The following is a 25,975-nucleotide window of genomic DNA, read 5'->3' on the forward strand; positions in this document are numbered from 1 at the left end:
GGGGTGGGTGCGCCAGAGGGGGGGCGCATGCGCCGGGGGCGCTCCAGGGGGGCGGGTGCGCCAGGGGGGTCCGGGCGCGCCGGGGGTCGGATGCGCTGGGCGGTGCGGGCGCGCCAGAGGGGGGTGCGCCTAGGCGGTCCGGCTGCCCTCGGGGGGCAGGTCGAAGACCTCGTCGTCCAGCCATCCGGCCTTGGCCGCGTTCACCCCGGCCTGGAAGCGGCTGCTGGCCTGGAGGTTCGCGGTGATCTCGGCGACCTTGCGGCGCACGGTCCTTTCGTGGACGCCGAGCCGCCGGGAAATGGCCTGGTCGGTCATGCCGCCCGCGAGCATGCGCAGCAGGGTGGTCTGCTGGACGTTGTCGGGCTGCGCGGCACTGCGGATGCTGGCGGCGTTGTGCATGACGACGGGTTTTCGTTCCTGATCCGCGGCGTTCTTGGATGTCTCCGTGATGAACGGGGACGACTGGAACCAGTAGTGGTCGAACACCGACCGCAGCACCTCGTTGACGAGCGGGCTCTGCATCACGATCATGCGCCTGCGGTGGGCGTCGTCGGCGAGCGGGTGCGGGGGAGCGCCGAACAGCGCGGTGGAACGGTCGATGAGGGCGAAGCTGAGGGGAAGCGTGGGGTACGTGCGGAACTCGGCTCCGTTGGATAGAAGATCGCGGACGACGTTCACCGGCTGGGGAACCCCCGCGGTGGACGACCTGAGCACGCAGCGCAGCATGATGCCGCGGTCCAGGGTGGACGCGCACACCGATTTCAGCGGGCTGGCGAGCAACTTCCCGGACCCGAGCAGGGTCACTTCTCTCGACGCTCCATGGATCTCCCGTTCCAGCGTGGCCGCGATGTCGGCCGGGTCCTCGACCACCGTGACGCGGCTGCGGTCCATGTGGCTCATATATGAGGTTTTGAAGACGGTGAGGGTGTCGAAGGCGCTGTCCCAGGCGGCGGTCATGTCGGCGCAAAAGTCGGCCACTCGGGATTTCGCCTCACCCAGCAAATCCCCCAGCGCATTCTGCGGAGGCAGTGCTATCCAGCCACTTGGCGTGCTGGAGCTTTCGGTGAAGAGGCCCAGTCGGACGAGTAAACGGACACACTCTTCGAATACCGGTTCGGACCAGCTGAACCGTTCCAGCGCGTCGAGTGGTGTCCAGCCGACGTCCCCGAGTGCCAGCTCGTAGAGTGCTTGCGCCTGTTCTCGATGCGTTCCCTGCGCGGTAGCGCCCAGTGTGGACGCAGCGTAATCCTCGCGCATGTCAAGCCCCACCCTTCGTTCGAGAAGCAGTAATCCAGCCGATGGATTCTGTCGATGCCCGGCCCACAACACCGGAATCGGGCGACGCACCGACCCCGTTTGTTTCCCGACGCACCTAAGCTAGATATGCGCACGTCAGGAACGCAACGTGACCATAATCGGACAAAGTTCCCTATGGTCTTATGTCCGTCGAGTGCTGCTTTGGGTGATCGCTTCCCTCTTGTGTCCCGCGTCGACCGTGGCGCACAAGGCCCTTCATGTCGAAGCCGGCGGCGCCATCCGGTGTCTTCCGCTTCCGGGCATGCCCTGATCAGGCCGAGGGGCCACCGACCCCGGGGCGCGGTCGTGCGCCATGCTGATGAGATCACGGCGCTCGCATATCCGAGTTCACGATCGATACCCGATCCATTCAGTGGTCAACAGGGACGGACATGAAGAAGCGTATTGTCATTATCGGGAATGGCATGGCCGGTGCGCGGACGGTGGCGGAACTGGTCCAGCGGGACCCGGAATTACATATCACCGTCCTTGCCGCCGAAGAACATGCCGCCTACAACCGCACGATGCTGACCGAAGTTCTGTCCGGGAGCGTGGACGAAGGGGAAATCGCTCTCTCGGAGGCGCGGGGAGCGGCCACCGTCGCCACGGGTGTCCGGGCAGTGGCGGTCAACCGGAAAAGCCGAACTGTTGTGGACAGCACGGGAGTCGAGCACGCGTATGACGCGCTCGTCCTGGCGACCGGGGGCTCTCCGCGAGTGCCGGGGATCTCGGGTCTGTTCGGTGACTCCGGAGAAGCAGGTGACTCCGGAGAATTAGGTGACTCCGGGGAATTGCTGGAAGGTGCCGCTTTTTTTCACACCCTCGACGACTGCCGGCGCATCATGCGCACCGCCGAACCGGGCTCACGCGCCGTGGTCGTGGGCGGCGGCGTACTGGGCCTGGAAACGGCCCGCGCCCTCGTGGCGCGAGGGGCCGATGTGGAGGTGCTCCACGCCGACAAGATCGTGATGAATCGTCAGCTCGACCAACCGGCCTCGGACATCGTCGTACGGAAACTGACCGCCCTGGGCGTGACCGTACATCTCGGCTGCACGATCACCCGTGTCGCGGGAGACCGGGGGCGTGTGCGGCGCGTGCGAATGGAGGACGGCACCTGGATTCCCTGCGACCTTCTCGTCCTCTCCTGTGGATTCGAGGCCGATACGGCACTGGCGGAAGCGGCCGGACTCCCCGTCGGCAGAGGCGTGCTCGTGAATGAGGACATGCGCACCAGCGATTCGGACATTTACGCCGTCGGTGACTGCGCGGAACTCGGCGGTGTCGTCAGCGGACTGGTCGGCGAAGCCTGGCAGCACGCCCGCATCGCCGCCGAGGCAATAACCGGAGTGCGTGATGAGGACACACCTGTGACAATTCCCCCAGCGGTCACCCGGCTGAAGGCGCCGGGCGTCGAGCTGACCGTGATGGGGGAGTCCAACGCTCCCGACGGCCCGAACGTGTACGCCGTCGAAGAGCCCGACCGCGGCGCGTACCGGCGGATTGTCCTGCGGGAAGGGCGCATCAGCGGTGCCCTGGTGCTCGGCGGCGAGGAATCGGACGCCGCCCCGTTCATCGAGCACTACCACGCCGGTACACCGATGACGCGGGACAAGGTCATGCGATTGCTGCGGCTGGAGGGGATAGCGGAGGAGGCTGCGCGGAAGGACGCCGATATCGCCGTCTGTTATTGCAACAACGTTCCGCAGAGAAGGATTCTGGAGGCCTGGTCGCAGGGGTCGGTCAGCATCGCGGCGATCGCCCGCAGCACCAAGGCGACCACGGGGTGCGGCATTTGCCGTGGCAAGGTCGAGGCGTTGCTGGCATCGGCCGGGTCGGCCGCCGAGTAGCCACTGTTCATCGCCTATCACACGGTAATCAGGGGGCGGTGGCGAGCACGCTTCGATACCCTCGGGCCGTACCGGGGGAGATCTCTCCTCCAGTCGCATGCGAAGGGTGTCACGATGGGGAGCGCGAAAATGGGGCGCATCATTTCAATTCCGCCCGGCGGCCGGCGGCATGACAGCGGGGAAGTCGACGCGGCTTCCCGGCCGCTGGCAACGATCGGTCAGTCGGCCAAATTGGCCGATGTCTGCTACGACATCCGCGGGCCGCTCGCGACCGAGGCGAAGCGCCTCGAACGGGAGGGACACCGGATTCTGAAGCTGAACACCGGAAACCCCGCCGCCTTCGGTTTCGAAGCCCCGGCCGACATCGTGCTGGACATGCAGCGCGCCCTCGCCGAATCCCACGGTTACGGCGACTCCCAAGGGCTGGTCGCGGCGCGCAGGGCCGTCGTCCAGTACTACGAGACACGGGGAGTCGAGGGCATGGACATCGACGATGTCTATCTCGGCAACGGCGCCTCCGAGCTCATCCAGATGGCCATGCAGGCGCTCCTGGACAACGGGGACGAAGTCCTCATCCCGTCGCCCGACTACCCGCTGTGGACGGCGTCGGTGAGCCTCGCCGGAGGAAAGCCGGTCCACTACGTCTGCGACGAGAAAGCGGACTGGTACCCGGACCTCGACGACATCGAGGCGAAAATCACCGACCGCACCAGGGCCATCGTCCTGATCAACCCGAACAACCCCACGGGCGCGGTCTACGACGAATCCCTGCTGCGCGGCATCGCGGAGATCGCGGGACGCCACCAGCTTCTCCTGTGCGCCGACGAGATCTACGACAAGATTCTCTACGACGAGGTCGAGCACATACCGCTGGCCGCGGTAGCGCCGGACCTTCTCTGCCTGACGTTCAACGGGCTGTCGAAGTCCTACCGGGTTTGCGGATATCGCTCGGGATGGCTGGCGGTCAGCGGCCCCAAGGCGCACGCCCGGGAATATCTGGAGGGGCTGAGCATTCTGGCCAATATGCGCCTGTGCCCCAACGTTCCCTCCCAGCACGCGGTCGCCACCGCCCTGGGCGGCCGCCAGTCCATCGAGGACCTCGTACTCCCCGGCGGCCGACTGCACGCCCAGCGGGATACGGCGTGGAAAATGCTCAACGACATCCCCGGAGTGAGCTGCACCAAGCCCAAGGGAGCCCTCTACGCCTTTCCCAAATTGGACCCTTCGGTCTATCCGGTGGACGACGACGAACAGCTCGTCCTGGATCTGCTGCGCCAGGAGAAAATATTCCTGGTCCACGGCAGGGGATTCAATCTGTCCACCCCCGACCACTTCCGCCTCGTCACACTCCCCGACACCGAGCAGTTGGCGGACGCCATCACCCGTATCGGCACGTTCCTCACGGACTACAGGAAGTCCTGAGCGGCACACCGGCCACCACCAAGCCACGACCTGAGGATTGGCTAGGGAACGGGGCGGGACAACGCTCTAACGTGATGGTCCGGGCCTTGGGCCCGGACCATCCCCCCTGACTCCAGAAGAGGCAGAAAGAGCATGAAATCCCCGAAGACGACATCGTCAACCGTGAACGGCATGGGGCTCTTACTGGCCGTGCTGGGCGTGGTGACCTTCTCCCTCACCTTTCCGGCCACACAGAAAGCGCTTCCGTCCTTCAATGCCTGGACGATCGGCATCGGCCGCGCGGTCATCGCCGCCATCCCGGCCGCCATCTGGCTGATGGTCAAGCGCGTCCCCCGGCCGAGCCGGGAGCACCTGATCCCCCTTCTGCTCGTCGGCGTGGGGATCGTCGCCGGATATCCCATCTTCACCGCGCTCGCCCTGGAGCACGTCAGCTCCGGGCACGCGGCAGTCGTCACCGGGCTGCTGCCCCTGGCCACGGCGGTGTTCGGCCGCCTGCGCGGGGAGCGCCCGAGCGCACTCTTCTGGTGGGCCTCCGCCGCCGGTGCCGCGGTGATCGTGGCCTACAGCCTGCAGCACGGGATCGACGGGCTCGCCTTCGCCGACCTGCTGCTCCTGGGCTCCCTCATCACCGGTGGCCTGGGCTACGCCGAGGGCGGCCGACTCTCCAAGATGATGCCCGGCTGGCAGGTCATCTCCTGGGGCCTGGTCCTCTCCCTGCCGGTCACCGTGCCGATCACGGCGGTGTCGCTCGCGGTCTCGCCGCCGCATGACATCGCGGCCCAGCCCCTCATCGGCCTCGCCTATGTCTCGCTGTTCTCGATGTTCCTCGGGTTCTGCGCCTGGTACCCCGGGCTGGCCCGGGTCGGCGTCACCCGCGGAAGCCAGATCCAGCTGCTGCAGCCCCTGCTGACCGTCGGATGGGCGGCGCTGCTGCTGGACGAGTCGATCAGCGCCTGGACGCTGGCCGCCGCGGTCCTGGTCCTCGCGTGCGTCGGTCTGGCCCAGTGGGCACGGCTGTCCATGACGCCCCCATCGGCCAAGCCGGCCGTGTCCGAGAAACCGGTCCCCGTAGAAACCTCATGACCTCTCTCGGAGACATCCGTGCGGCGCCGCAGCCGCCACCGGCAGGGGGGCGCGCGCTGCCGCGCCCCCCTGCCGCCCGTACGCACACGCTCGGACACGCCATGGGCGCACTGACCGCGGCCGACCGGCTCGAACGGAGCGGTCACCGCGTACTGCGGCTGCACAAGGCGGACCCGGTGGCCCACGGATTCCAGCCACCGGGCAGCCTCGTCCTGGACGTTCACCGCTCGCTGGCGGACTCCCCCGGGTACGGCCACCCCCAGGGCCTCGCCACCGCCCGCCGGGCCATCGCCCAGCACTACCTGAGCGCGGGGGTTCCCCGCGTCGACATCGACGACGTCTACGTGGGAAACGGAGCCTCGGAGCTCATCCTCATGGCCACCCAGGCCGTCCTGGAGGACGGGGACGAGGTCCTGGTTCCGCTGCCCGGCCACCCGCTGTGGACCGGAGCCGTCACCATGGCCGGGGCCGTTCCGGTGCCCTACCGGTGCGATGAGCAAGCGGGCTGGCAGCCGGACCTGGCGGACCTGGAGCGCCAGGTGACGGCGCGCACCAAGGGGTTGCTGGTGATCAACCCCAACAACCCCACCGGCGCGGTCTACCACCGGGCGGCGCTCCGCGGACTGGCCGAGGTGGCGCGCAGACACGGCCTGATCCTGTTCACGGACGAGGTCCACGACAAGATCCTGTTCGACGACGCCGTGCACATCCCGCTCGCGACGATCGCCGACGGCCTCGTGTGCCTCACGTTCAACAGCCTGTCCAAGGCGTACCGGGCCGGGGGCTTCCGGGCGGGCTGGCTCCTCGTCACCGGGCCGCCGCGCCGTACGAAGCCGTTCGCCGAGGCGCTGGGCGCCCTCGCCACCCTGCGGGGCTGCCCCAACGTACCGGGGCAGCACGCCATCGCTCCCGCGCTGGGCGGGCGCGACGCCACCGCGATGACTCTGCCGGGCGGCCGTCTGGCGGAGCGACGGGAATTCGCCTGGCGGGTGCTCAACGACGTAGGAATGCGCTGCGTCAAACCGCGCGGCGCGCTGTACGTCTTCGCAAGCCACCGCAAGGCGATGTCCCGCGTCCTGGACGACCGCCGCCTGATGCTCGATCTCCTGCACCAGGAGCACATTCTCGTGGCGCCCGGCAGTGATTTCGGCTGGCCCACCCCGAATCGTCTGCGGTTCGTGACGCTGGCCGACGCCGACACGCTCACCGACGCCATCATCCGCACCAGCCGCTTTCTCGAAGAGTACCGGCAGTAGGAACAGAAGCAGGAACAGAAGCAGGAACAGAAGCAGAAGCGGGACCAGAAGCGGGAACCGAAGAAGGGCGCCACCCAGCACACCACCTCTCAGCTATTCCGGAGAAGAATTCATGAATGCCATATTCGCCCGTATCGATGCCACGTTGCCCGGCCTGGAGGAGCTGTACCAGGACCTCCACGCCCACCCCGAACTCGCCTTCCAGGAAAAGCGCACGGCATCCGTGGTGGCCGACCGGCTCACCCGGTCCGGATGGGACGTCACCACGGGCATCGGCCGGACGGGGGTGGTGGCGGTCCTGCGCAACGGCCCGGGACCGGTGGTCATGCTGCGCGCCGACATGGACGCGCTGCCGGTACGCGAACAGACCGGCCTGCCGTACGCGTCCACGGTCACCGCGCCGGGCCAGGACGGCACCCAGGTGCCCGTCATGCACGCCTGCGGGCATGACATTCATGTGACCTGCCTGATCGGCGCCTGCGAACTGTTCGCCGCGCACCGCGACCAGTGGCAGGGCACCGCGGTCGCCGTCTTCCAGCCGGCCGAGGAGAGCGGGCTCGGCGCCCACGCGATGGTGGACGACGGCCTCTTCGCCCGCTTCCCCAGGCCGGACGTCATCCTCGGCCAGCATGTCGGGCCCGGCCCGGCCGGGATGGTCGCCAAGATCCCCGGCACCGTGATGGGAGCCGCCGACAGCCTCACCATCAAGCTCTTCGGCCGCGGCGGCCACGGCTCCAAGCCGGAATCCGCGGTGGACCCGGTGGTGATGGCGGCCTCGCTGGTCGGCCGACTGCAGACCATCGTCTCCCGCACCGTGCCCGCACAGGAATCCGTGGTCGTCACGGTGGGCTACTTACGGGCCGGTCTCACCGCCTCCGTCATCCCGGACGAGGCGGAACTCGGCGTCAACATCCGCACGTTCTCCCCGTCCGTCCGCCAGCAGGTCGTCGAGGCGATCAGCCGTTTCGCGAAGGCGGAGGCACTGGCGGCCGACGCGCCCCGGGAACCGGTGATCACCTCGCGCTACCAGCTGCCCGCCACCGTCAACGAACCGGCCGCGACGGAGCGCGTCGCGGCGGCGCACGAGGGCGTCTTCGGCGCCGACGCGGTGATCGCCATGGGGCCCAACACCGCCAGTGAGGACTTCGGGGTGCTCGGCACCGCCGCCGGAGTGCCCTCGGTCTTCTGGTTCTTCGGGGGAAACGACCCGGAGGAGTTCCACACCGCGCTGCTCAACGACCGGCTCGCGGAGGACATTCCGCAGAACCACTCCTCCGTCTTCGCCCCGGTCCCCGGCCCGACCATCGCCGCCGGTGTCCGGGCCATGACCGGAGCCGCCCTGGCCTACCTCACGGCGCCGACCGCCGACGGCGAAGCGCCCGCCGCCGCCCGGCTGAGCTCTCCGGCACAGGTGTAAGTCCCGCGTCCCGACGACGTCGTCCCGCGCACCACAACAGGTGCGCGGGACGACGTCGCGGCGGTATGGGGGGCCGTTATGCCTGCGGCACCAGGGCCTCCAGGGAAGAGAACTTCGAGTATCCGTCGATCGGCCTGCGCACGTGGGAGGAGTCCGTCTCCTCCTCCGTGCCGACATAGAGCCAGCCGAGGCACTGCTCGTCCTCATCGATATTCAGTACCTTGCGCACCTCGGCGTACTCGGCGGACGGGCCGGTCCGCCAGATGCTGCTCCAGCCCCGGTCGTGCAGCAGCAACACCAGCGTCTGGACCGCGCAGGCGGTGGCCGCCAGCTGCTCCCAGCGCGGAATCCTCGGGCGGTCCTCCGGCCGGAAGACGATCGTGACGAGAAGCGGGGCCCGCAAGGCCTTGCCGACCGTACGCTCGCGCGGCGTCCCGTCCTCGGCGTCGGCCATCGCCTCACCGAGGGCGCGCCGGGCCTCGCCCCGGAGGTTGATGAGCCGCCAAGGGGAAAGCCGTCCGTGGTCCGGCGCCGTTCCGGCCAGCGATACGAGCTCGGCCAATTCCGCGTCCGACGGCGCCGGCCCCAGCAATCGGGTGCCGCCACGCCGGGTGATCACGGCTTGCGCGACATTCATCGTCCACCTCGAATTCTCACCGGCGGTATCACCGCCTACACGAAAGCAACCGCCCCGGGAGGGACGGTTGAACGCTTCCATACTCGGCGGAAAACCCTTCCGCTGACGAGACCGGACGGCTGTCTCATAGCGGCCATGACCGGTTCCGCCGCAGGCCGTCCGGGCGACAAAAGTGAGAATGCGGCGCAGCGGGCTCCATTCCCCTGACGTCCCTTGTGCGTCCCCTTATGCGAAGAATCGCTGCGCCGCTTCGATACCCGCGGTCAAGGCGGCGACATCCTCGGTGGTGTTGTACACGTAGAAGCTGGCGCGCGTACTGGCGGGAATGCCGTACCGGTCACAGATGGGCCGGGCACAGTGGTGACCGGTGCGCACGGCGACCCCCTGGTCGTCCAGCACCTGTCCCACATCGTGCGGATGAATCCCGTCGACGGTGAAGGACACGGTGGCACCGCGGTCCCGCGTGGTGACCGGGCCGACCACCGAGACGCCCTTCAGCTCCGCCAGAGCCTCCAGGGTCACCCGCGTCAGCTCGGCCTCGTGGCGCTCCACCGCCCCCATCCCGAGGGCGTTGAGGTACCCGATCGCGGCGGCCAGGCCGACCGCCTGCGGTGCCAGCGGAACGCCCGCCTCGAAGCGCTGGGGCGGCGGCAGGAAGGTGGTGCGGTCCATGCGCACCGTTTCGATCATCGAGCCACCGGTGATGAACGGGGGCATCTGGGCCAGCAGCTCATGGCGCCCCCACAGCGCCCCGATCCCGTTGGGGCCGAGCATCTTGTGGGCGGAGAAGACGAGGAAGTCGGCGCCCAGCTCGTTCACATCCACGGCCTGGTGGGCCACCGACTGGGCCGCGTCCACCAGCACCAGGGCTCCGACGGCATGCGCCCGGCTCGCCAGCGAGGCGATGGGGTTGATCGTGCCGAGGACGTTCGACTGGTGCGTCACCGCCACCAGCCTGGTCCGCTCGCCGAGCTGCTCGTCGAAGCTCGCCTCGTCCAGGCGCCCTTCGGCGGTGATCGACGCCCAGCGCAGCGTCGCCCCGGTGCGCTCGGCCAGTTGCTGCCACGGCACGAGGTTGGCGTGGTGCTCCATCTCGGTCACGAGGATCTCGTCACCGGGGCCGAGACTGAGCGGATGGCCGCCCTGCCGTGCGGTGGACGCGTTGCTCAGCGCATACGCCACCAGGTTGATCGCCTCGGTGGCGTTGCGGGTGAAGACGATGTCCGACTCCCGGGCCCCGAGGAACTCGGCGACGGTCTGCCGGGCGGACTCGTAGGCCTCGGTGGCCTCTTCGGCCAACTGGTGCGCACCGCGGTGTGCGGCGGCGTTGTGCCGCAGATAGAAGTCACGTTCCGCGTCCAGCACCTGTAAGGGCTTCTGCGCGGTGGCGGCCGAGTCGAGGTAGACGAGGGGCTTGTCGTCCCGTACTCGTCGGTCGAGGATGGGGAAATCCTTCTTGATGGCCTGCGGGTCCAAGCGGGCCGTTGCGGCCGGATGCGCGTTGATCTGACTCTCCTCATTACTCTTCGAAGGTGTTCCGGGCCGGTGTCAGGCGACCCAGTGGGGGCTGGCCACGGTGGAGCAGAGCGGCCCTTCGGCCAGGACGGACGCGAGGCGTCGCACCGCCTCCTCCAGCGTCTCGGGCGGAAGCGTGTAGGGGATGCGCAGACGGTGGTCGTGCGTCCCCGGGTCGGCTCCGAACCGTGCCCCGCCCTCGATACGGACCCCCTTGGCCAGCACACGGTCCGCCAGGGACGAGGCGATCGGCTCGCCCAGATCCACCCAGAGCGACAGCCCGCCGGGCGGCACCTGCGCACGCCACTGCGGAAGATGGCGCTCCATCGCGGACAGCAGCGCGGCGCGCTGGAGCCGGATCTGCGCGAGGCGGGGCAGCAGGATGTCGTCCGTGCGGACGATGAGCGAGGTGGCGAGCAGCTGGTCCATCACCGAACCGGCCATGTCCATGCTGACGCGCAGCTGCGCCAGCTTGGTGATCAGCCGCGGTGTCGCCCGTAGCCAGCCAATCCGCAGGCCACCCCAGTGGCTCTTGCTCATGGAGCCCACGGTGATCACATGCTCGGCCTTGCCGGGCCCGGCGTGCGCGACGAACGGCGGCGGCGCGGGGACGTCCAGGGCGATGTCGGCGAGCGTCTCGTCGATGATGAGCCAGGTGCCGGTACGGCTTGTCGCCCGCAGCACTTCGCCGCGCTGCTCGTCGGGCATGAGACAGCCGACGGGATTGTGGAAGTCGGGAATCAGATACGCCAGCCGCGGCAGCGTCTGGCGGAGCGTGGCCTGAAGTATCTCCCCGTCCCAGCCGGATTCGGCGACGGGCACGGGAGTGGTACGGAGCCGGGCGCGGCGTATGGCGTCCAGCGCGTTCGGATACGTCGGGTTCTCCACCACCACCCGGTCCCCGCGGGAGGCCAGCAGGTTCAGCGTCAGCACCAGCCCTTGCTGGGCGCCCGAGGTGACGAGGATCTGGTCGGGCAGGGTCGGGACACCGCGCTGGGTGTACCGGTCGGCGATGGCGGACCGTAAGCCCAGAAGCCCGAAGGGGTGGTAGCCGGGGGTGTGGACGTGCTGCGTCAGCAGGGGCCCGCACTGCGCGAGCGCCTCGGTCAGCATGGTCTCGGGGAGCCCGAGTGCGGCCGCCGCCAGGTCGATGTTCTCGTCCTCGGGGGACAGTGGCTGCCTGGCACCGGCCGGCCGCAGACCGTCCGGCAGCATGGTCCACGTCCCCGAACCCCGGCGGCTGCGGGCGTATCCGCTGCCGCGCAGCAGATCGTAGGCCGCCGTGATGGTCGGACGGCTGAGGGCCAGGACCCCGGCCAGTTCGCGCTCGGCGGGAAGCCGCAGATGAAGGGCCAAACGCCCTTCGAGGATCAGAGCCCGGATGGCCTGCGCGAGATGCCGGTAGGCAGGTCTGCTCTTGGACAGATCCGGTAAGAGCGCCGCTAATTGACGCGGGGTGACGGACCTGCCCGTGGAGTCGGCCGTGGAAGTGTCAGGCATGCCATCTTCCCTAAGTTGGGCTCGAGTCACGGGCACAGCCTAACCACTCTGCTGGCCGTTCACCCCGGAGCGACGGATGGCCAATACAGGCGGCTCCCTCCTGCTCGGGGAGTGGTGTCCCCGAGCGGGAAGGAGCCGTTTTTCAGACGCGTCGCGCTATGGGGTCAGCCGACCATCCTGGCGAGCGGAGTGGGGAGCAACGGGTTCAGAATCAGGGCCACTCCCAGGGCGAGCATCGCCGCTCCTGTGACCATCGCGACGCGCTGACCGGCGCGCAGCACGCGTTCGGCGAGGAACAGCAGCGTCAGCGCCCCCATCCAGATCATGTTGTGCAGGCCCACCGCCACCTGGACCAGCATCAGGGCCCAGCAACAGCCCAGGCAGTACAGGCCGTTGAGCGCCCCCGCCTTCAAGGTCCCGGCGCGTCCCGCCGCGAAGTCATGGGTCAGGACGAAGGACAGCGGGCTGCGGCACACCGTCAGACACCGGGTCTTGAGGCCGGTGAACTGGAAGACGCCCGCCATGGTGATGACGGCGCCCGCCCCGGCCACGGCCCAGGTGCTGCCCTCGCCGATCGGCAGGAGCCACCGCTTCAGCACCACCAGAAGCAGGGGCACCAGACCGGAGACCACCCACACCAGCAGATAGCCGGTGATGAAGACGGCGGTGTCCACCGCGCCGTCGCGCCCCTTGGTCCGGGTCACGAACCGGTGCGCCGCGACGAGGGGGACCGCCACCGGCACCATCATGGCCACCACCATGCCGCCCCACATGGCCAGGAACATCAGCGCCTCGGCCATCGACATGACCGGCGCGGACGCGCCGTGCCCCATCGGGTGGTGCCCCGCCGTCCCCGGTTCCATCCCAGGCATGGACGGCATGGCGGGCATGCCGCCCGCGGGGGCTCCCGCCATCGGGTGGTGGCCCGCGGAGTACATCCACCACCAGGCGATCCCCGCCACGGCGACCATCCACACACCGGTGGTGAGGGTGAGGCGCCGGATCACCGTTTGAGGGCTTGCTGTCACTCCTCCGACCCCATTTTCATGGGACCGAAGTCGGCGTGCACCAACGGCCAGTCCCACCCCAGGTCGGGATCGGAGAAACGGCTCTCGGTCTTCGCCAGCAGCCGTTCCCCGCCGAAGGACATCAGGGCGTTGTGGACCGCGATCGGCGTTTCGCCGTCCCTGCCCAGCAGCGGCTTGACCGGGATCGTACTGGCGCGGCCCAGCTGGAAGTACGGCTTCTCGCCGGAGTCGTCCAGCTCGATGGGGACCCGGCGGATGCCCTTGAAATCCTCGACGAGGGTGAAGAGCAGGGCGAGCAGCCCGCCCGCCTTCCCCGTGAGGATCTGCTCCATGGCCTCCGACTGGGCCTCGGGCGTCTCCTCGCCGATGTACACGGCGACCTTCAGCCCGCCGTCCCAGACATGTTTGACGGTGCGGTACGCGACGCCCAGCTTGCAGCCGGTGAGGTCGACGTCACCGTAGAAACCCTTGTCGACGATGCCGACGCCGATGGCGTCGCACGAGCCGTGCGTCGGCGCCTCGGCGAACCAGCAAGGACAGGGGGTACCGCAGTTGCAGGCCCCGGCCAGCCGCCCTTCGATCGACCAATCCATAACGTGTGTCCACTGCCTTCCGTATCGCCCGGTCCGCCGGGGCATGCCACGAGGGGCTGGGTGCCATGGAGACGGCCCACGGCACCCAGCTGCTGTGCGCTCCTGCCTGTGCCTGCCGTCAGGCGGCGGTCGTACCCGCGAGCGCGGCCTCACTGGCGCGGGTGGCCTCGTAGGCCTCGGTGAAGTACATGGTGAACAGCTTGTAGAGGTGGTCGAAGTGCTTGAGCAGGCGCTCGACGTCCGCGTCCGACTCCACCATCGACATCAGGGTGTTCCACACGTCACCGGTGTGGTCCTCGTCGATGTCGTAGTTGACGTGCGTCCGCGCGCCCCGGACCTCGTCCTTCCCCAGGGTGCTCTCCAGGTTGTCCAGCCAGTCCGGCTGCGTCTTCCGGGTGGTGTACTCCAGGAAGTAGCTGCTGGCGATGGCGGCGAGGGGGGTGCCCTCGAACTCCTGGCAGTAGAGGAAGTAGCCGTTCAGCAGCTTGGTCGCCAGGAACGGGTCGGTGGAGTAGACCTCGTCGGATGTGACGCCGAGCCGCTCCAGGTCGGCGAGGAAGAGCTTGTCGTGCAGCATCTCGTCGTCGGTGTACTCGGCCCACTCCTTCGCCGCGACCGGGTTGTGCAGCGTGAAGTAGTGGATGGCGTGGGCGTCGATGGTGCGCTTGCGGCGGATGCGCAGGATCGTCTCGATGGTGTGCCGCTTGTAGTACGGCATGTCGACGTCGGAGGCCTTCAGGAAGTGGGTCGCGTACGGGACCTCGTTGTAGAACTTCTTGATGTAGTTGTTGAGCCGGTCGTCGACCTGCTTGCGGAGCTCCGGGCGAATGATCTCGGTGTCGGACATTGCAGTCGAACTCCTTCGTGGAATGTGTTCGGTGCTTTCTTGGCCGGGTTGCTTCTTACGTGTTACTTGTTCGTCCCGGAGGAAGCCGGGACGCGCGGGCTGCCGAGGATTTCTGCCGTCGAGAATTCCGTCTTTCCGGCAGCCGCCGCCTCCAGTAGCGTTCCGAAGCCGTAGCCGGAGAGGCGATCCACCACGTCCTGCAGATCGGCCACGATGGTGAAGTAGTCGTCGCCCCGCTCGGGAACCGAATACGGACCGGCGACGACCTTCGCGCCCGATGCCTCGAATCCGGAGACCTTTCCGCCCCGGCAGTACGAGACAACCTTCTGGATGGGCAGATTCACCTTCGCCCACTGGGTCGCCCACCCGAAGAGCAGGCGGGAGTAGGGCAGGTCCCTGCCCCGGCTCGGGACCGAGACCAGCCGGCCCAGCTCCCACACCGAGGGGTCGCCCTTGAGGTCCTCCGGGAGGAGGCCGAGCTCCTCGATCTCCGTGGTGCAGGCCGTGACCGGGACTATCCGCAGCGAGGCGCCGATGCGGTCGCCTTTGTGCAGCGTGAATACCTTGCCGTGCACATCACGGTCCTTGTCCAACCACCAGAAATCGCTCTCCGGGAAACGGGGCTCGTACCGGACAAGGCGCAAGGCATGGGCCTCTGCGAGATCCCCGATGTTCTCTACCAACGAGAACCTGTAGAGCTCGTCGAGCTCTTCCGGCTTGTCCAGGTTGTTCATCTCTCCCCAATCGAATCTGTCGGAGCCGCCTATTCGGGCCAGGGCCGGACAGACAGCCCCTTTGTTCGACGAGCATGAGTATGGTCCAGCGGCGACCGGAGTTGCTGGGAAAAGCAATGCCCTGAACGGGACATGTCCTGATGCGAGCACGCGTCAGCATGCTTTGGCCATAGCTGTCCGCAGAGGGGGCGGACGGTCAACTGAGCGGCGCGTCAGGGAAGTTCGGGCCGTCGCACACAACCGTGCGCCGGTGACTCGGTCTTGGTCTCCACCGGGGGATGCGGGAGATTCTTCCGAGCGGTCAATTCAGACGCTCGCGCATCTTTCATCCAGGAGGGGAACATGTCGCCCATTCGCACCTTCGCTGCCGCGGTCATCGTCGCCGGTGTTCTTGTGGGAGCCGGTACGGGAGCCGCGCTGGCCGCGCCGGCCGCCAGTCACTTCGACGACGGCAGCTTCGAAACGCCCAGGGTGGCGGCCAACACGTTCGTGAACGTGGGGACGGGAGGGACCATCGGGCCATGGAAGGTCGCCGCGGGGAACGTCGACCTGATCGGGAACGGGTTCTGGCAGGCGGCCGAGGGCGAGCAGTCCGTCGACCTCAACGGCGGGAACGCGGGCACGGTGTCGCAGACCTTCACGACGGTGCCCGGCAAGAGGTACACGGTGACGTACTCCCTCGCCGGTAACCCCGCCGGGGGTGCGGCCCTGAAGACCGGGAAGGTCCTGGTCGACGGCCAGAACTTCCAGGACTTCAGCTTCGACACCACCGGCAAGACGATGGCGAGCATGGGCTACGTGACCCGCGAGGTGTCCTTCGTGGCCACCGGCGCCACCACGACCCTGGCGTTCGCCAGCACCCTGTCCGGCGCCTATGGTCCGGTCATCGACGACGTCACGGTCCGTCACTGCGAGCCGTGTCCCTCCTGCGGCTGATCAGGGCTGATCACGGCTGATCGCGGCACGAACCCCAACTGAACAGCACGAAAGCCCCGGCACACACTGCGTGCCGGGGCTTTCGTGGGTGAAGCCAGGGTGCGCCGCCAGGGACTCGAACCCCGGACCCGCTGATTAAGAGTCAGCTGCTCTAACCAACTGAGCTAGCGGCGCCTGCTGACGTCGGAATCTTACCGGACCCCGGAGCGTGGTCCGAACCGGGACGGATCGACCTCTTGTAATTGGTATGGACATGACCAGAAGCGCTGGCTACGCTCCACTTGGTCTAGACCGCATCGCACGGCTCGCAGAAGCACTCCCCACGTCTTCAGGAGCGAAGCATGCGCAAGAAGATCCGCGCCGCCGTGGTCGGCATCGGGCTCGCGGCGGTCACCGTTCTCGCGACCGGCGGCAGCGCCACCGGCCACGGCTACACCGACTCACCGATCAGCAGGCAGAAGCTGTGCGCCAACGGGACCGTCAGCAACTGCGGCGACATCCAGTACGAGCCGCAGAGCGTCGAAGGGCCCAAGGGATTCCCGTCGGGCGGGCCCGCGGACGGGACGATCTGCGCGGGCGGCAACAGCCGGTTCGCTCAGCTCGACGACCCGCGCGGCGGCAGCTGGCCCGCGACCAAGCTCACGGCCGGGAAGAGCTACACCTTCAACTGGCGGTTCACGGCCTCCCACGCGACCACGGACTTCAAGTACTACATCACCAAGAACGGCTGGAGCCCGAGCGGCAAGGTCACCCGTTCCAGCCTCCAGTCCCAGCCCTTCCTGACCGTGCCGTACAACGGCCAGCGGCCGCCGTCCACGCTCTCCCACTCGGGGACGATCCCCAGCGGGATGACCGGACGGCATGTGATCCTCGCCGTCTGGACCATCGCGGACACCGGGAACGCGTTCTATTCGTGCTCGGACGTGCAGTTCTGACAGTGCTGTTCCCGAGCAGCCCTCGCTCATGCCGATGCCGCCCGGTCGGGGAGACCGGGCGGCACCGTCGGCTCACGTCACGGCACGTCACTTCACGCGTCGAACGTGCCCGCCTTCGCGCCCCGCAGGAAGGCGGCGAGCGTGGCCGGGGCCGTGGTGAGGACCACGCCCGGATCGTCGCTTTCCCGGATCAGGAGCCGTCCCCCGCCGGCGGCGATCTCCACGCACTGGCCCTCGCCCACGGAGTACGAGGACTTGCGCCAGCGCGGACGGTGCTGGTTCCCGGCGAGCGGTGCAGAGGTACATGAGGTGTTCATGTGTGGGGCCCTCTTTCTCATACGAGATCTGCGATGAGGCCCTTCGTCGCATCCGGAGACAGCGCGCTGTCGGAGATGCGGCCGAAGGCGTCGACGAAAACGTTGACGTCGTCGACCCCTTCGACGTACGTGGGGCCGCGCAGGTTCTCCTGGGAGACCACATCCGGCATCGGACCGGGGAAGCCCACAAGTGTGAACGCGCCCGCGTCCCCCGGGTTGGGCGCCGCGTCGATCGGCATCACCTGGAGCGTCACCGTCGGCCACTCCGCCACGTCCAGCAGTCGGCGCAGCTGCTCGGCCATGATGGCCGGGCGGTCGGCGAACCGGCGGCGCAGCGCCGTCTCGTGGATGACGGCCCACAGCCTCAGCGGGGTGTCCTGGCGGGTGAGCACGGCCTGACGGGCGAGCCGCACCTCGGCCAGCGCGGTGACCTCGGCCGCGCTGCGGGCCCTGGCGTTCGCGGCGATCGTCTCGCGCGCGTACTCGGAGGTCTGGAGCAGCCCGGGGACGACCAGCGGGGCGTAGTCGCGGACGGAGTCGGCGTCCGACTCCAGCGATATGTAGTCGGCGTACGCGGGGGCGACGACTCCGCGGTACGTCTGCCACCAGCCGCGTTTGCCCGCGTCCTTGGCGAGCCCCTCCAGCGCGATCCGGATGTCGCGGTCGGTGACCTCGTACGCCCGCAGCAGGATCTCGACCTCGGTGGTGCGGATGGTCGCGTTGGCGTTCTCGATGCGCGAGAGCTTGGGGGCGGTCCAGTGGCGCGCGCCAGGGGAACCGTTCGCGGTGGCGTTGAGCGCTTCGGCGGCCGCGTCCAGAGTCATCCCCGCTTCGGTACGCAGCCTCCGCAGAGTCGAACCCAGACGCCTGCGCCGCACGGTGGGCACTGGCTGGTAGGACATGGCGTCAGTCTGGCCTATCGCCAACTCGGGTCACCAGGCGGCATATGCCAGTTGTGAGCTAAAGGGTCGAAACATTGCGAGTGGCGCTCTCCGTGGGCCAGGATCGCTCCTGTGACACGGCGGCAGTGCGCTGCGCATTGGAGGGGCCCCGGACCATATGGAAGACAACATCCCGCAGCGGTACGAATTCCGCCTCCGCGTTCACCCGCAGAATCTGGCCGATGTGCGCCGCGCCGTCGGCGCCCGGCTGCGCCTGTGGGGACGCGAGGAACTGATCACGCCCGCGGCGATGTGCGTCACCGAACTGCTGTCCAACGTCCATAAGCACGCGGCCTCGCCCGACTGCGTACTGACGCTCGAAAACCGCCCGTACGGGATATGCGCCGCCGTCCGCGACTCCGAGCCCTCGCTGCCGGTGGTCAAGGAGCCGGACTTCCTCTCGGAGTGCGGGCGCGGGATGTTCCTGCTCAGCAAGACGGCCCATGAGTGGGGGACGGATCTCCACGGCGACGGCAAGACGGTCTGGTTCACGCTGCGCGCCGAAGCGGTGGATCTGTGACCGCCCGCCCCGATAACGTTGTGTCACGGGGAGTTGACGCAACGACAGGGGAGGGCCGATGGATGCGGTGACGACAGGTGCGCTGGTCGCGGCGGTCAACGCGGCGGTGTCGGGCGCGGGGGGCGAGGCGGGGCGGCGGGCCCTGGAATCGCTCGGCGCGCTGGCCCGCCGGGTGTGGCGGCGCGGCGACACCGAACCGGCGGGCGGGCCCGAGCCGGTCGCCATCCCGTACGACGACGAGGAGCGGCTGCTCCGGTTGGCCGATCTGCTGGTCGAACGGTCCCGGCAGGACCCGGAGTTCGGGCGCGACCTGGCCGCCTGGCTGCGGGAGTTCGGCGAGCCCGCCGAGCGGGAGGCGGGTTCGGTGCACAACTCCGTCTCCGGGGAGGTCCACGGCATGGTCATCCAGGGGCGCGACTTCCACGGTGGGATCAGCCAGGGCCCGCGGTGACCTGTGCCTCGTCCGGGGGTCTTGTTCAGGGGCGTGCCCTGTCCGGGGGTGTGCCCCGTCCGGGGGATCGCGCCGGGCTCCGGCATGACGTGGCAGCAACCGGACATGATCGCTTCCGCTTCGTGGCGGAGCGTCGCGGAACCGCGACCGCCCGTGCCCGGGCGGGCCCTTGGCGGGGTGATCATTCGTAACTTGCTGACAGCGCGCGCCGCTTGATGGGCGGTCGAGCGGCGTGTTGTGCTCTGACGCGCCGGACTTGGCTGATTCTTTACCTCACGCCCCGCGTTGACGCCGTCGCTGTGCGCGAATTACTGTCATCAGTGATTTCGCACCATGCTGCCTCCGCGTATTGAGCACGTCGAGGCACGGAAATTCCAAGAACCAGGCCGGTATTCGGGAATCCAGGTAACCGTCGCCCTGCAGGGGAAGTCATGGTTGGTCTTGTGACGAGGTCCGAGCTTTCCCCTGAGCATGAGACGGACTCCTCGGCCCCCGCTCTGACCGGCGACTATGTCGAGCGTGCCCTGCTGGCCGCCCGCGATCTGCTCGAATCCACCGTCACCCGGCACCGCCGGGAGCTGGCCCAGGACTCCTGGGCGGGGAAGGCTCTCGGGCAGGTGCCGCTCGCCGAGGTCGTCGACACGCTCGTGGACGGGGCCGAACGGACCGTGAGCGTCGTCCTGTCGGGCGGCGAGGAGCAGTCCGAGGTCGTCTGCGCGGCGCTGGCCCGGCCCGCCCGGGGTGGCCGCGGCCGCCGCGCGGTGCGGCTGCTGTGTCTGCCGCGGGCGCTGGACGCGGCCCGGGTGCGGGCGCTGGCGCGCACCGACCCGCGCTGCGAAGTCCGCGTCTGTGACGGGCAGTTACCGGAGGCGCTCTTCATCGACGGCCAGATCGTCTACGTACGGAACGAGCCGCCGGACCCGGCCCGGGACGGCGGGCGGCAGGCGTCGCTCGTCGAGGACCCCGCCGCGGTGCAGGCCCTGGAGCTGATGTTCGCCGGGACCTGGGGGAACGCCGTGGCGCTCGAGGACTACCCGCGGCTGGGCGGGCGGCTGTGCCCCGCCAACGCGCGGCGCATCCTGGAATGCCTGCGCACCGGCCACACGGACGAGGTGGCGGCGCGCGACATGCAGGTGTCCCTGCGGACCTACCGCCGGTACGTCGCGGAGATCATGCGGGAACTGGGGGCCGGGTCCCGCTTCCAGGCGGGGGTGCGGGCGGTGGAACTGGGGCTGCTGCCGGACCACTGACTCCTCTTCGCCCATGACCTTTGGCACTCGAGACCTTGACCACGTCGCGAGGCAGGAATGAGACATGAAGGAACCCGGTGATCCGGGGGACGTTCTGGACCGGACGTTACGGGAGGTGCGCGCTCTCATCGAGGCGACCGTCGTGGAACACCGGGCCCGCAGAACGAGAACGGGCCAGTTCACCCAGGTGGGTATGGCGGACGGGGCGTTCCTGGCCGCCGCCGAACAGGTGATCACCAAGGCCCGGGGGCGGGTGGACGCCGTGTTCCCGGAGAGCTCCGGCCGGATGGCGGCGGCGCACGCGGCGCTCACCGCCCTGCTGCTGAACCCGGACGACGACGCGGTGCGGGTGCGGGTGCTGCGCGGCCGGGCCCCGGGCGGGGGAGCGGGGGGCGGTCCGGGTGGCGGCTCGGGTGGTGGGGCCCCGGCGGGCGCCGGGCCCTTGCCCGCGCCCCTCCCGGGCCCCGCGCCCGCGTCCGTACCCGCGCCCGCGCCCGTACCCGCGCCCGCGTCCGTACCCGCGCCCGCGCCCGGTTCCGCGCCCCGGTCCGAGGCGGCGGCGGAGGAGTCCGTGCCCGCGCCCGCCCCTCGCCTCGCACAGGTCCGGATCGCCCCGGTGCCCCTGCCCACGGCCGTGATCGCCGACGGCCGGGCCGCGCTGGTGTGCATGGAGTCGGCGAACGGGCGGCACACCTCCGTCATCGAGGACCAGGTGGTGGTCGGTTCGCTGTACGGCATGTTCCGCTCCATCTGGGCGGGCGCCACCCCCGCCCCGCGCCCGCTCGACTTCGGCAACCGGGCCCGTACGGAGATGGTGCGGCGGGTGCTGGCGCGGCTGCGGGACGGGGTGACCGACGAGGCGGCCGCCCGCGATCTGGCGATTTCCGTGCGTACGTACCGCCGCTATGTCACCGGCATCCTGGAGCTGCTGGACGCCAACTCACGCTTCCAGGCCGGGGCGCGCGCCTCCGAGCTGGGCATTCTCGGGGAACGCTGAGGACGGGGTGGGAAGTACGGCACCGGAATTGTTTCGTTTTCCCATCGACATTGTGAACCGGTGTGCGCTGGGGATAGGTTGCACGCGGGCGTGGCGCCATCTGGCAACCGCCGGTAATACAAGGGGATTTGGGGATGGGTGAGGGGTACGGGAACGGCGCGGCCGGTACGGTGGTCGCACGCGCTGAGCCGGATGCGGTGACGCCGCGGCGTGAGCCGCATTCCCCCCGGCCGGGGCGGATGCGAAAGACCCGCGAGAACAGCGGCGGGGGCGGCGGGAACCGGACGGGAACGCTGTTCCGGGGAGTGCTTCCGCCCCTCGTATTCGGGCTGGTGACGCTTCTCGTCTGGGACATCGTGACCCGTACCGGAGCGGTGGCGGAGTTCTATCTTCCGGGGCCGGTCGACCTGGCCCGGCATTTCATCGACCAGGTATTGCACGATTCACTTGTCGACTACACGCGGGAAACCGTGTGGGAAGCGCTGGCCGGAAGCGGTATGGGAATCGGAGTGGCGCTGCCGCTCGGCTATCTCATCGCCCGCAGCGACCTGGCGGCCGCCGCGCTCCAGCCGTACATCGCCGCGTCGCAGGCCGTGCCCGCGGTGGCGCTGGCCCCGCTGCTCGCGCTGTGGCTCGGCTACGGACTGCTGCCGATCGCGGTGCTGTGCGCGCTCCTCGTCTTCTTCCCCATCCTGGTCAACACCGTGCTCGGGCTGCGCGCCCTGGACCCCGAGGTGCTGGGCGCCGCGCGGGTGGACGGCGTGGGGTGGTGGGGGATGCTCTGGTACATCGAGCTTCCGCTCGCCCTGCCCAGCATCCTCGCCGGGGTGCGCAATGGGCTCACGCTCTCCATCACCGGCGCGGTCGTCGGGGAGTTCGTCATGGGCGGCGAGGGGCTGGGGCAGCTGCTGTCGGTGCAGCGCCAGGCGGCCGACACCATCGGCCTGTTCTCGACACTCGTCATGCTCGCCCTGCTCGCCGCCGGTCTGTACGGCGTGGTCCGGCTGGTCGAGCGGCTCGTCCAGCGTGACTGACCGGTTCATCCGATTCACGAGTCGATTCGCGAGGAGAAGTACGTGCGTGCTGTGCAGACGTCCATGAGGGGCACCCTCAGACACCGGGTTCTGGGGGCGGCTCTCGTGTCGGTGGTGGCAGCGGCCACCCTGACCTCATGCGCCGAGGAGCCGAAGGACGCGGAGGGCAAGGGCGGCAAGAGCATCACCGTGGGGCTGACCTACACACCGAACATCCAGTTCTCGCCGTTCTACGCGGCCGCCGAGAAGGGCTACTACAAGGACGCCGGGCTGAATGTGACGCTACGTCACCACGGGGCGGCCGAAGACCTCTTCGGGGCCCTGAAGTCGGGCAAGGAAGACGTCGTCTACGCGGGCGGCGACGAGATGCTCCAGGCGCGCGCCTCCAAGAATCTGCCCGTCGTGGACATCGCGACCTTCTACCAGAAATACCCCGTGGGCCTGATTGTGCCCAAGGATTCTGACATCAGGAAACCGGCCGATCTCAAGGGCCGTAAGATCGGGACTCCCGGCCCCTACGGCGAGACGTATTTCGGTCTGCTCGCCCTTCTCAAGGAGGGCGGACTTTCCCCGAAGCAGGCCAAGATCCAGAACATCGGATTCACCCAGCAGGCGGCCCTGACCGGAAACAAGGTCGAGGGTGTCATGGGCTACCTGAACAATGACGCCATTTCCTTCGAGGAAGCCGGTAAGCCGGTCCGGGCGATTACGCTCGACTCCGGGGACAAGGGCGATCCGCTGGTCGGGGTCGGTCTGGGCGCCAAGAAGGATGTGCTGGACAAGCGCGGCGACGACATGAAGAAGTTCGTCGCCGCGTCGCTGCGCGGGCTGCGCTACGCGATGGACAACCCGGACGAGACCATCAAGCTCAGCGAGAAATACGTGCCCGGGCTGCGCGGCGAAAAGCAGAAGAAGAACGCGATGGCGGTCCTCAAGGCCACGGTGCCGATGATGAAGACGGACCAGGGCGAGGTCGGCGTCAACGATCCGCAGACCTGGACCCGGATGGCCGATTTCATGTACGACCAGGGGCTGTTGGCGAAGACGGTCACCCCTGAGGACGCGTACGACAACGGCTATCTGCCGAAGTCCTAGCTTCTCGCCTTCGCGGTGGCCGTCGCGCGCCGGTGCAGTGCGGCGGCCACCGCGAACGCGGCCCCGGCACCGGCCGTGAGCGCGGCCCAGCTGCCGGTCGCCGGGAAGTGGGCGACCACGAACAGCCCGAGCGGCGGCCCGGTCGCCGTGCCCAGGTTCCAGGCCAGCGACGCGAGCGCGCTCGCCCGCCCCACGGCCGCCTCGCCGGACCAGCGCAGCAGCAGCGGGTAGAAGGCCGACGAGTACGTCAGCTCGCCCGCCGCGAAGACCACCGCGAAGGCCAGCAGCAGCCCGTAACGGAGGGCCGGCGCCGCCCCGTCCCCGGCCAGCGCCGCCCCGAGGCCGCAGCCGAACGCCGCCCCCCACAGAACGGGCCCGGCGGCCAGGCTCACGGTCTCCGGCAGCCGTTCCAGCCAGCGGCTCAGAAGTGGCTGGAGGGCGATCAGGGCGAAGGAGTTGGCCGCCACGACGGTGCTCACCCAGCCCAGGGTGACGGCCATGCCGTCGTGCAGGAGCAGCGGGACCGTGGCCTCGATCTGGGTGAAGCCGACGATCGCGAAAAGGGCCTGGGCGAGGATGAGCAACGCCATCGGGCGGGCGCGCAGCAGATCGCGGTAGGTGGCGCCGTCGGCGGGTGCCTCGGCCGTCGCGTCCACTGCCTGCTTGGCGGTGCGCGGACGTACGTACCACGTCGCCGCGATCAGCGGCAGCGCGGCCAGGGCGTTGGCCAGATACAGCCAGCGGAGGGTGCCGGTGGGGGTGTGCGCGCCCCGCAGCGCGAGCCCGGCGGCCACCGAACCCGCCCCGATCCCGACGTTGTTGACGATGTGCCGGACGGAGAACGCGGTGCGGCGGCCGCTCTCCGGGACGGCCGCGTCCACGACGCCCACGATCGACGCGTAGAACAGCCCGAAGCCCACGCCCACGCACGCCCCCGAGGCCAGGACCAGGGAGGTGGTGTCGGCCGGAGCCAGCAGCCCGTACCCGGCGGCGAGCGCCGCCCCGCCCAGCACCCCCACCCGGTGCGGCCCGTGCCGGTCGGCCAGCGGGCCGCCGACCAGTGCCGCGGCGAAGCTGGCCGCGGCCATCGCGAGGAAGTACCCGCCCGCGGCCCGTGCGCCGAGGCCGAGCAGCTCACTGACGTAGATCGCGGTGAACGGGAAGCACAGGCCGTTGCCGAGGGTGGAGACCAGCAGGGCACCCATGAGCAGGGTGAAGCGGTGCCCCAGGGGTTCCCGTTTCACGGGGTGAGCGCGGCGCGCACCGAGAGCAGCTTCTCGACCGTGCCCAGGTCGTACGGGGCGGGCAGCGACAGGATCAGGTGCACCGCTCCGGCCTCCGCGAACCCCTCGGCCAGCGGCAGCTGGTCCGGGTTGACCATGACCGTACGGGCCACCTCGCCCGGGTCGCGGCCGACCCGCTCGCACCACTCGTCCAGGACCCGGTTCAGCTCCCGGAACTCGGCGACCGGGTCGGTGGCGGCCCAGCCGTACCAGTTCCACCAGTCCGCTTCGCGGGCCACCAGCTCCAGGGTGCGGCGCCGCCCGGCGCCCCCGATGAGCAGCGGAAGCGGGCCCGCGGGGCCGGGGTTGAGCTTGGCCAGCCGCGCCTTGACGGCCGTGACCGAGGCGGCGAACGCGTCCATGCGGCCGGATGGTCCGGGGAACGGTATGCCGTACGCGGTGTGCTCGGCCTCGAACCACCCCGCGCCCAGGCCCAGCACCAGCCGCCCGCCGCTGAGCTGGTCCACGGTGCGGGCCATGTCGGCGAGCAGATGCGGATTGCGGAAGGCGGTGCAGGTGACGAGCGGGCCGATGGTGGCCTGCCGGGTCTCGACCGCCATCGCGGACAGCAGCGACCAGCACTCGTAGTGGGTGCCGTCCGGGTCGCCGGTGTGCGGGAGGAAGTGGTCCCAGGTCCACAGCGAGTCGACGCCGAGGCCGTCGGCCTGCCGCCAGGCGGCGCGGAGTTCCTGGAGGCCGGTGTGCTGAGGGTGGAGCTGCACGCCGATGCGCACGGTGTTCCTTTCGGTAGCGGTAAGCCCCCACCCCGCCCCTTCCCGAACCAGGGGCTACGCCCCTGGACCCCAAGCCCGCCCGGGGCGCGCCCCGCCGGACGGGCGCGGGCAACCGCCCCTCGGGGGCGACACCGCGCGCCCGCTGCGGCGGGTTGGGGTGTGTGTCCGGTGTCGTGGGCGGTGGGGCTCGTTCCCTGTGCCGGTGGCTGGGCTGTGTTCGGTGCTGCGGGGCTGGGAGCCGTATGTCCGGTGTCGGGTAGTGGGGTTGCGCGTCGGGTGGCGGGGGCGGGGCGTGCCCCCGGTTCGC

General features: G+C 69.2%; 25 protein-coding genes and 1 tRNA gene. 13 read left to right on the forward strand and 13 right to left on the reverse strand.

Annotation, left to right across the window (positions count from 1 at the left end):
• Window positions 1–129: 129 nt before the first annotated feature.
• The gene (locus ABZ370_RS36685; protein ID WP_358630340.1) at window positions 130–978 is read right to left on the reverse strand and encodes a helix-turn-helix transcriptional regulator; all 849 of its coding nucleotides are present in this window, start codon (window positions 976–978) and stop codon (window positions 130–132) included.
• Between the two features lie 710 nt (window positions 979–1,688).
• Between ABZ370_RS36685 and ABZ370_RS36690 the strand changes: the two genes are divergently transcribed.
• The 5 genes from ABZ370_RS36690 (at window position 1,689) to ABZ370_RS36710 (ending at window position 8,321) form a co-directional block, all read left to right on the forward strand.
• Entirely contained in the window at window positions 1,689–3,143 is a 1,455-nt protein-coding gene (locus ABZ370_RS36690; protein ID WP_358630343.1) for an FAD-dependent oxidoreductase, read from the forward strand.
• 129 nt (window positions 3,144–3,272) lie between these two features.
• Window positions 3,273–4,565: a pyridoxal phosphate-dependent aminotransferase gene (locus tag ABZ370_RS36695; RefSeq protein ID WP_358630346.1), complete on the forward strand. Its 1,293-nt coding sequence runs from the start codon at window positions 3,273–3,275 to the stop codon at window positions 4,563–4,565.
• Window positions 4,566–4,736: 171 nt separating this feature from the next.
• The gene (locus ABZ370_RS36700) at window positions 4,737–5,648 is read left to right on the forward strand and encodes a DMT family transporter (RefSeq protein WP_358630349.1); all 912 of its coding nucleotides are present in this window, start codon (window positions 4,737–4,739) and stop codon (window positions 5,646–5,648) included.
• A 101-nt stretch (window positions 5,649–5,749) separates the two neighbouring features.
• A complete protein-coding gene (locus tag ABZ370_RS36705; RefSeq protein ID WP_358630351.1) occupies window positions 5,750–6,904 on the forward strand; it encodes an aminotransferase class I/II-fold pyridoxal phosphate-dependent enzyme in 1,155 nt (384 codons plus the stop codon).
• Window positions 6,905–7,016: 112 nt separating this feature from the next.
• Window positions 7,017–8,321 carry an amidohydrolase gene (locus ABZ370_RS36710; RefSeq protein ID WP_358630354.1) on the forward strand — a complete coding sequence of 435 codons (1,305 nt, stop codon included), beginning with the start codon at window positions 7,017–7,019 and terminating at the stop codon, window positions 8,319–8,321.
• A gap of 76 nt (window positions 8,322–8,397) precedes the next feature.
• Here the strand turns inward: ABZ370_RS36710 and ABZ370_RS36715 are convergent, their stop codons facing one another.
• The 7 genes from ABZ370_RS36715 to ABZ370_RS36745 all read right to left on the reverse strand — a co-directional run bounded on the left by ABZ370_RS36715 (window position 8,398) and on the right by ABZ370_RS36745 (window position 15,175).
• Window positions 8,398–8,958, reverse strand: a complete 561-nt coding sequence (locus ABZ370_RS36715) for a nitroreductase (RefSeq protein WP_358630356.1) — start codon at window positions 8,956–8,958, stop codon at window positions 8,398–8,400.
• A 225-nt stretch (window positions 8,959–9,183) separates the two neighbouring features.
• On the reverse strand, window positions 9,184–10,434 hold the full coding sequence (locus ABZ370_RS36720) for a cysteine desulfurase (protein ID WP_358630359.1): 1,251 nt from the start codon (window positions 10,432–10,434) through the stop codon (window positions 9,184–9,186).
• 72 nt (window positions 10,435–10,506) lie between these two features.
• On the reverse strand, window positions 10,507–11,973 hold the full coding sequence (locus ABZ370_RS36725) for a PLP-dependent aminotransferase family protein (RefSeq protein ID WP_358630362.1): 1,467 nt from the start codon (window positions 11,971–11,973) through the stop codon (window positions 10,507–10,509).
• 164 nt (window positions 11,974–12,137) lie between these two features.
• Window positions 12,138–13,001 (reverse strand): DUF2182 domain-containing protein, encoded by an 864-nt coding sequence (locus ABZ370_RS36730; RefSeq protein WP_358630365.1) that lies wholly within the window; start codon window positions 12,999–13,001, stop codon window positions 12,138–12,140.
• Window positions 12,998–13,594, reverse strand: a complete 597-nt coding sequence (locus ABZ370_RS36735) for a DUF1326 domain-containing protein (RefSeq protein WP_358630367.1) — start codon at window positions 13,592–13,594, stop codon at window positions 12,998–13,000. Before ABZ370_RS36735 ends, ABZ370_RS36730 begins: the two co-directional genes overlap by 4 nt.
• A 118-nt stretch (window positions 13,595–13,712) precedes the next feature.
• Entirely contained in the window at window positions 13,713–14,441 is a 729-nt protein-coding gene (locus ABZ370_RS36740) for a hypothetical protein (protein ID WP_358630370.1), read from the reverse strand.
• A 62-nt stretch (window positions 14,442–14,503) separates the two neighbouring features.
• Complete coding sequence (locus tag ABZ370_RS36745) at window positions 14,504–15,175, reverse strand: hypothetical protein (protein WP_358630372.1); 672 nt, start codon at window positions 15,173–15,175, stop codon at window positions 14,504–14,506.
• A gap of 342 nt (window positions 15,176–15,517) precedes the next feature.
• Here ABZ370_RS36745 and ABZ370_RS36750 point away from each other — a divergent pair, with 342 nt between their 5' ends.
• The gene (locus ABZ370_RS36750) at window positions 15,518–16,111 is read left to right on the forward strand and encodes a choice-of-anchor C family protein (RefSeq protein WP_358630374.1); all 594 of its coding nucleotides are present in this window, start codon (window positions 15,518–15,520) and stop codon (window positions 16,109–16,111) included.
• 100 nt (window positions 16,112–16,211) lie between these two features.
• On the opposite strand, the gene ABZ370_RS36755 is transcribed toward ABZ370_RS36750, so the two are convergent.
• Window positions 16,212–16,285: transfer RNA gene (locus ABZ370_RS36755), tRNA-Lys, on the reverse strand.
• A gap of 167 nt (window positions 16,286–16,452) precedes the next feature.
• Between ABZ370_RS36755 and ABZ370_RS36760 the strand changes: the two genes are divergently transcribed.
• Entirely contained in the window at window positions 16,453–17,046 is a 594-nt protein-coding gene (locus ABZ370_RS36760; protein WP_358630377.1) for a lytic polysaccharide monooxygenase auxiliary activity family 9 protein, read from the forward strand.
• A gap of 92 nt (window positions 17,047–17,138) precedes the next feature.
• Here the strand turns inward: ABZ370_RS36760 and ABZ370_RS36765 are convergent, their stop codons facing one another.
• Entirely contained in the window at window positions 17,139–17,363 is a 225-nt protein-coding gene (locus tag ABZ370_RS36765) for a DUF397 domain-containing protein (RefSeq protein ID WP_358630379.1), read from the reverse strand.
• 17 nt (window positions 17,364–17,380) lie between these two features.
• The gene (locus ABZ370_RS36770; protein ID WP_358630382.1) at window positions 17,381–18,265 is read right to left on the reverse strand and encodes a helix-turn-helix transcriptional regulator; all 885 of its coding nucleotides are present in this window, start codon (window positions 18,263–18,265) and stop codon (window positions 17,381–17,383) included.
• 157 nt (window positions 18,266–18,422) lie between these two features.
• Here ABZ370_RS36770 and ABZ370_RS36775 point away from each other — a divergent pair, with 157 nt between their 5' ends.
• The 6 genes from ABZ370_RS36775 to ABZ370_RS36800 all read left to right on the forward strand — a co-directional run bounded on the left by ABZ370_RS36775 (window position 18,423) and on the right by ABZ370_RS36800 (window position 23,651).
• Window positions 18,423–18,824: an ATP-binding protein gene (locus ABZ370_RS36775; protein ID WP_358630385.1), complete on the forward strand. Its 402-nt coding sequence runs from the start codon at window positions 18,423–18,425 to the stop codon at window positions 18,822–18,824.
• A gap of 58 nt (window positions 18,825–18,882) precedes the next feature.
• Complete coding sequence (locus ABZ370_RS36780) at window positions 18,883–19,275, forward strand: hypothetical protein (protein WP_358630388.1); 393 nt, start codon at window positions 18,883–18,885, stop codon at window positions 19,273–19,275.
• A 443-nt stretch (window positions 19,276–19,718) separates the two neighbouring features.
• Complete coding sequence (locus ABZ370_RS36785; protein WP_358630390.1) at window positions 19,719–20,525, forward strand: hypothetical protein; 807 nt, start codon at window positions 19,719–19,721, stop codon at window positions 20,523–20,525.
• A 64-nt stretch (window positions 20,526–20,589) separates the two neighbouring features.
• The gene (locus tag ABZ370_RS36790) at window positions 20,590–21,522 is read left to right on the forward strand and encodes a DNA-binding response regulator (RefSeq protein ID WP_358630393.1); all 933 of its coding nucleotides are present in this window, start codon (window positions 20,590–20,592) and stop codon (window positions 21,520–21,522) included.
• 470 nt (window positions 21,523–21,992) lie between these two features.
• Window positions 21,993–22,556: an ABC transporter permease subunit gene (locus tag ABZ370_RS36795; RefSeq protein ID WP_358630473.1), complete on the forward strand. Its 564-nt coding sequence runs from the start codon at window positions 21,993–21,995 to the stop codon at window positions 22,554–22,556.
• A gap of 114 nt (window positions 22,557–22,670) precedes the next feature.
• On the forward strand, window positions 22,671–23,651 hold the full coding sequence (locus ABZ370_RS36800; protein ID WP_358630396.1) for an ABC transporter substrate-binding protein: 981 nt from the start codon (window positions 22,671–22,673) through the stop codon (window positions 23,649–23,651).
• Here the strand turns inward: ABZ370_RS36800 and ABZ370_RS36805 are convergent.
• Together ABZ370_RS36805 and ABZ370_RS36810 are read right to left on the reverse strand one after the other, a co-directional pair.
• Window positions 23,648–24,895, reverse strand: a complete 1,248-nt coding sequence (locus ABZ370_RS36805; RefSeq protein WP_358630399.1) for an MFS transporter — start codon at window positions 24,893–24,895, stop codon at window positions 23,648–23,650. The two genes, ABZ370_RS36800 and ABZ370_RS36805, sit on opposite strands and share 4 nt — an antisense overlap.
• On the reverse strand, window positions 24,892–25,668 hold the full coding sequence (locus ABZ370_RS36810) for an LLM class F420-dependent oxidoreductase (RefSeq protein WP_358630402.1): 777 nt from the start codon (window positions 25,666–25,668) through the stop codon (window positions 24,892–24,894). The genes ABZ370_RS36805 and ABZ370_RS36810 overlap by 4 nt, the downstream gene beginning before the upstream one ends.
• Window positions 25,669–25,975 lie beyond the last annotated feature (307 nt).

This window comes from Streptomyces sp. NPDC005962 (genome assembly GCF_040629205.1).
Taxonomy (GTDB): Bacteria; Actinomycetota; Actinomycetes; order Streptomycetales; family Streptomycetaceae; genus Streptomyces.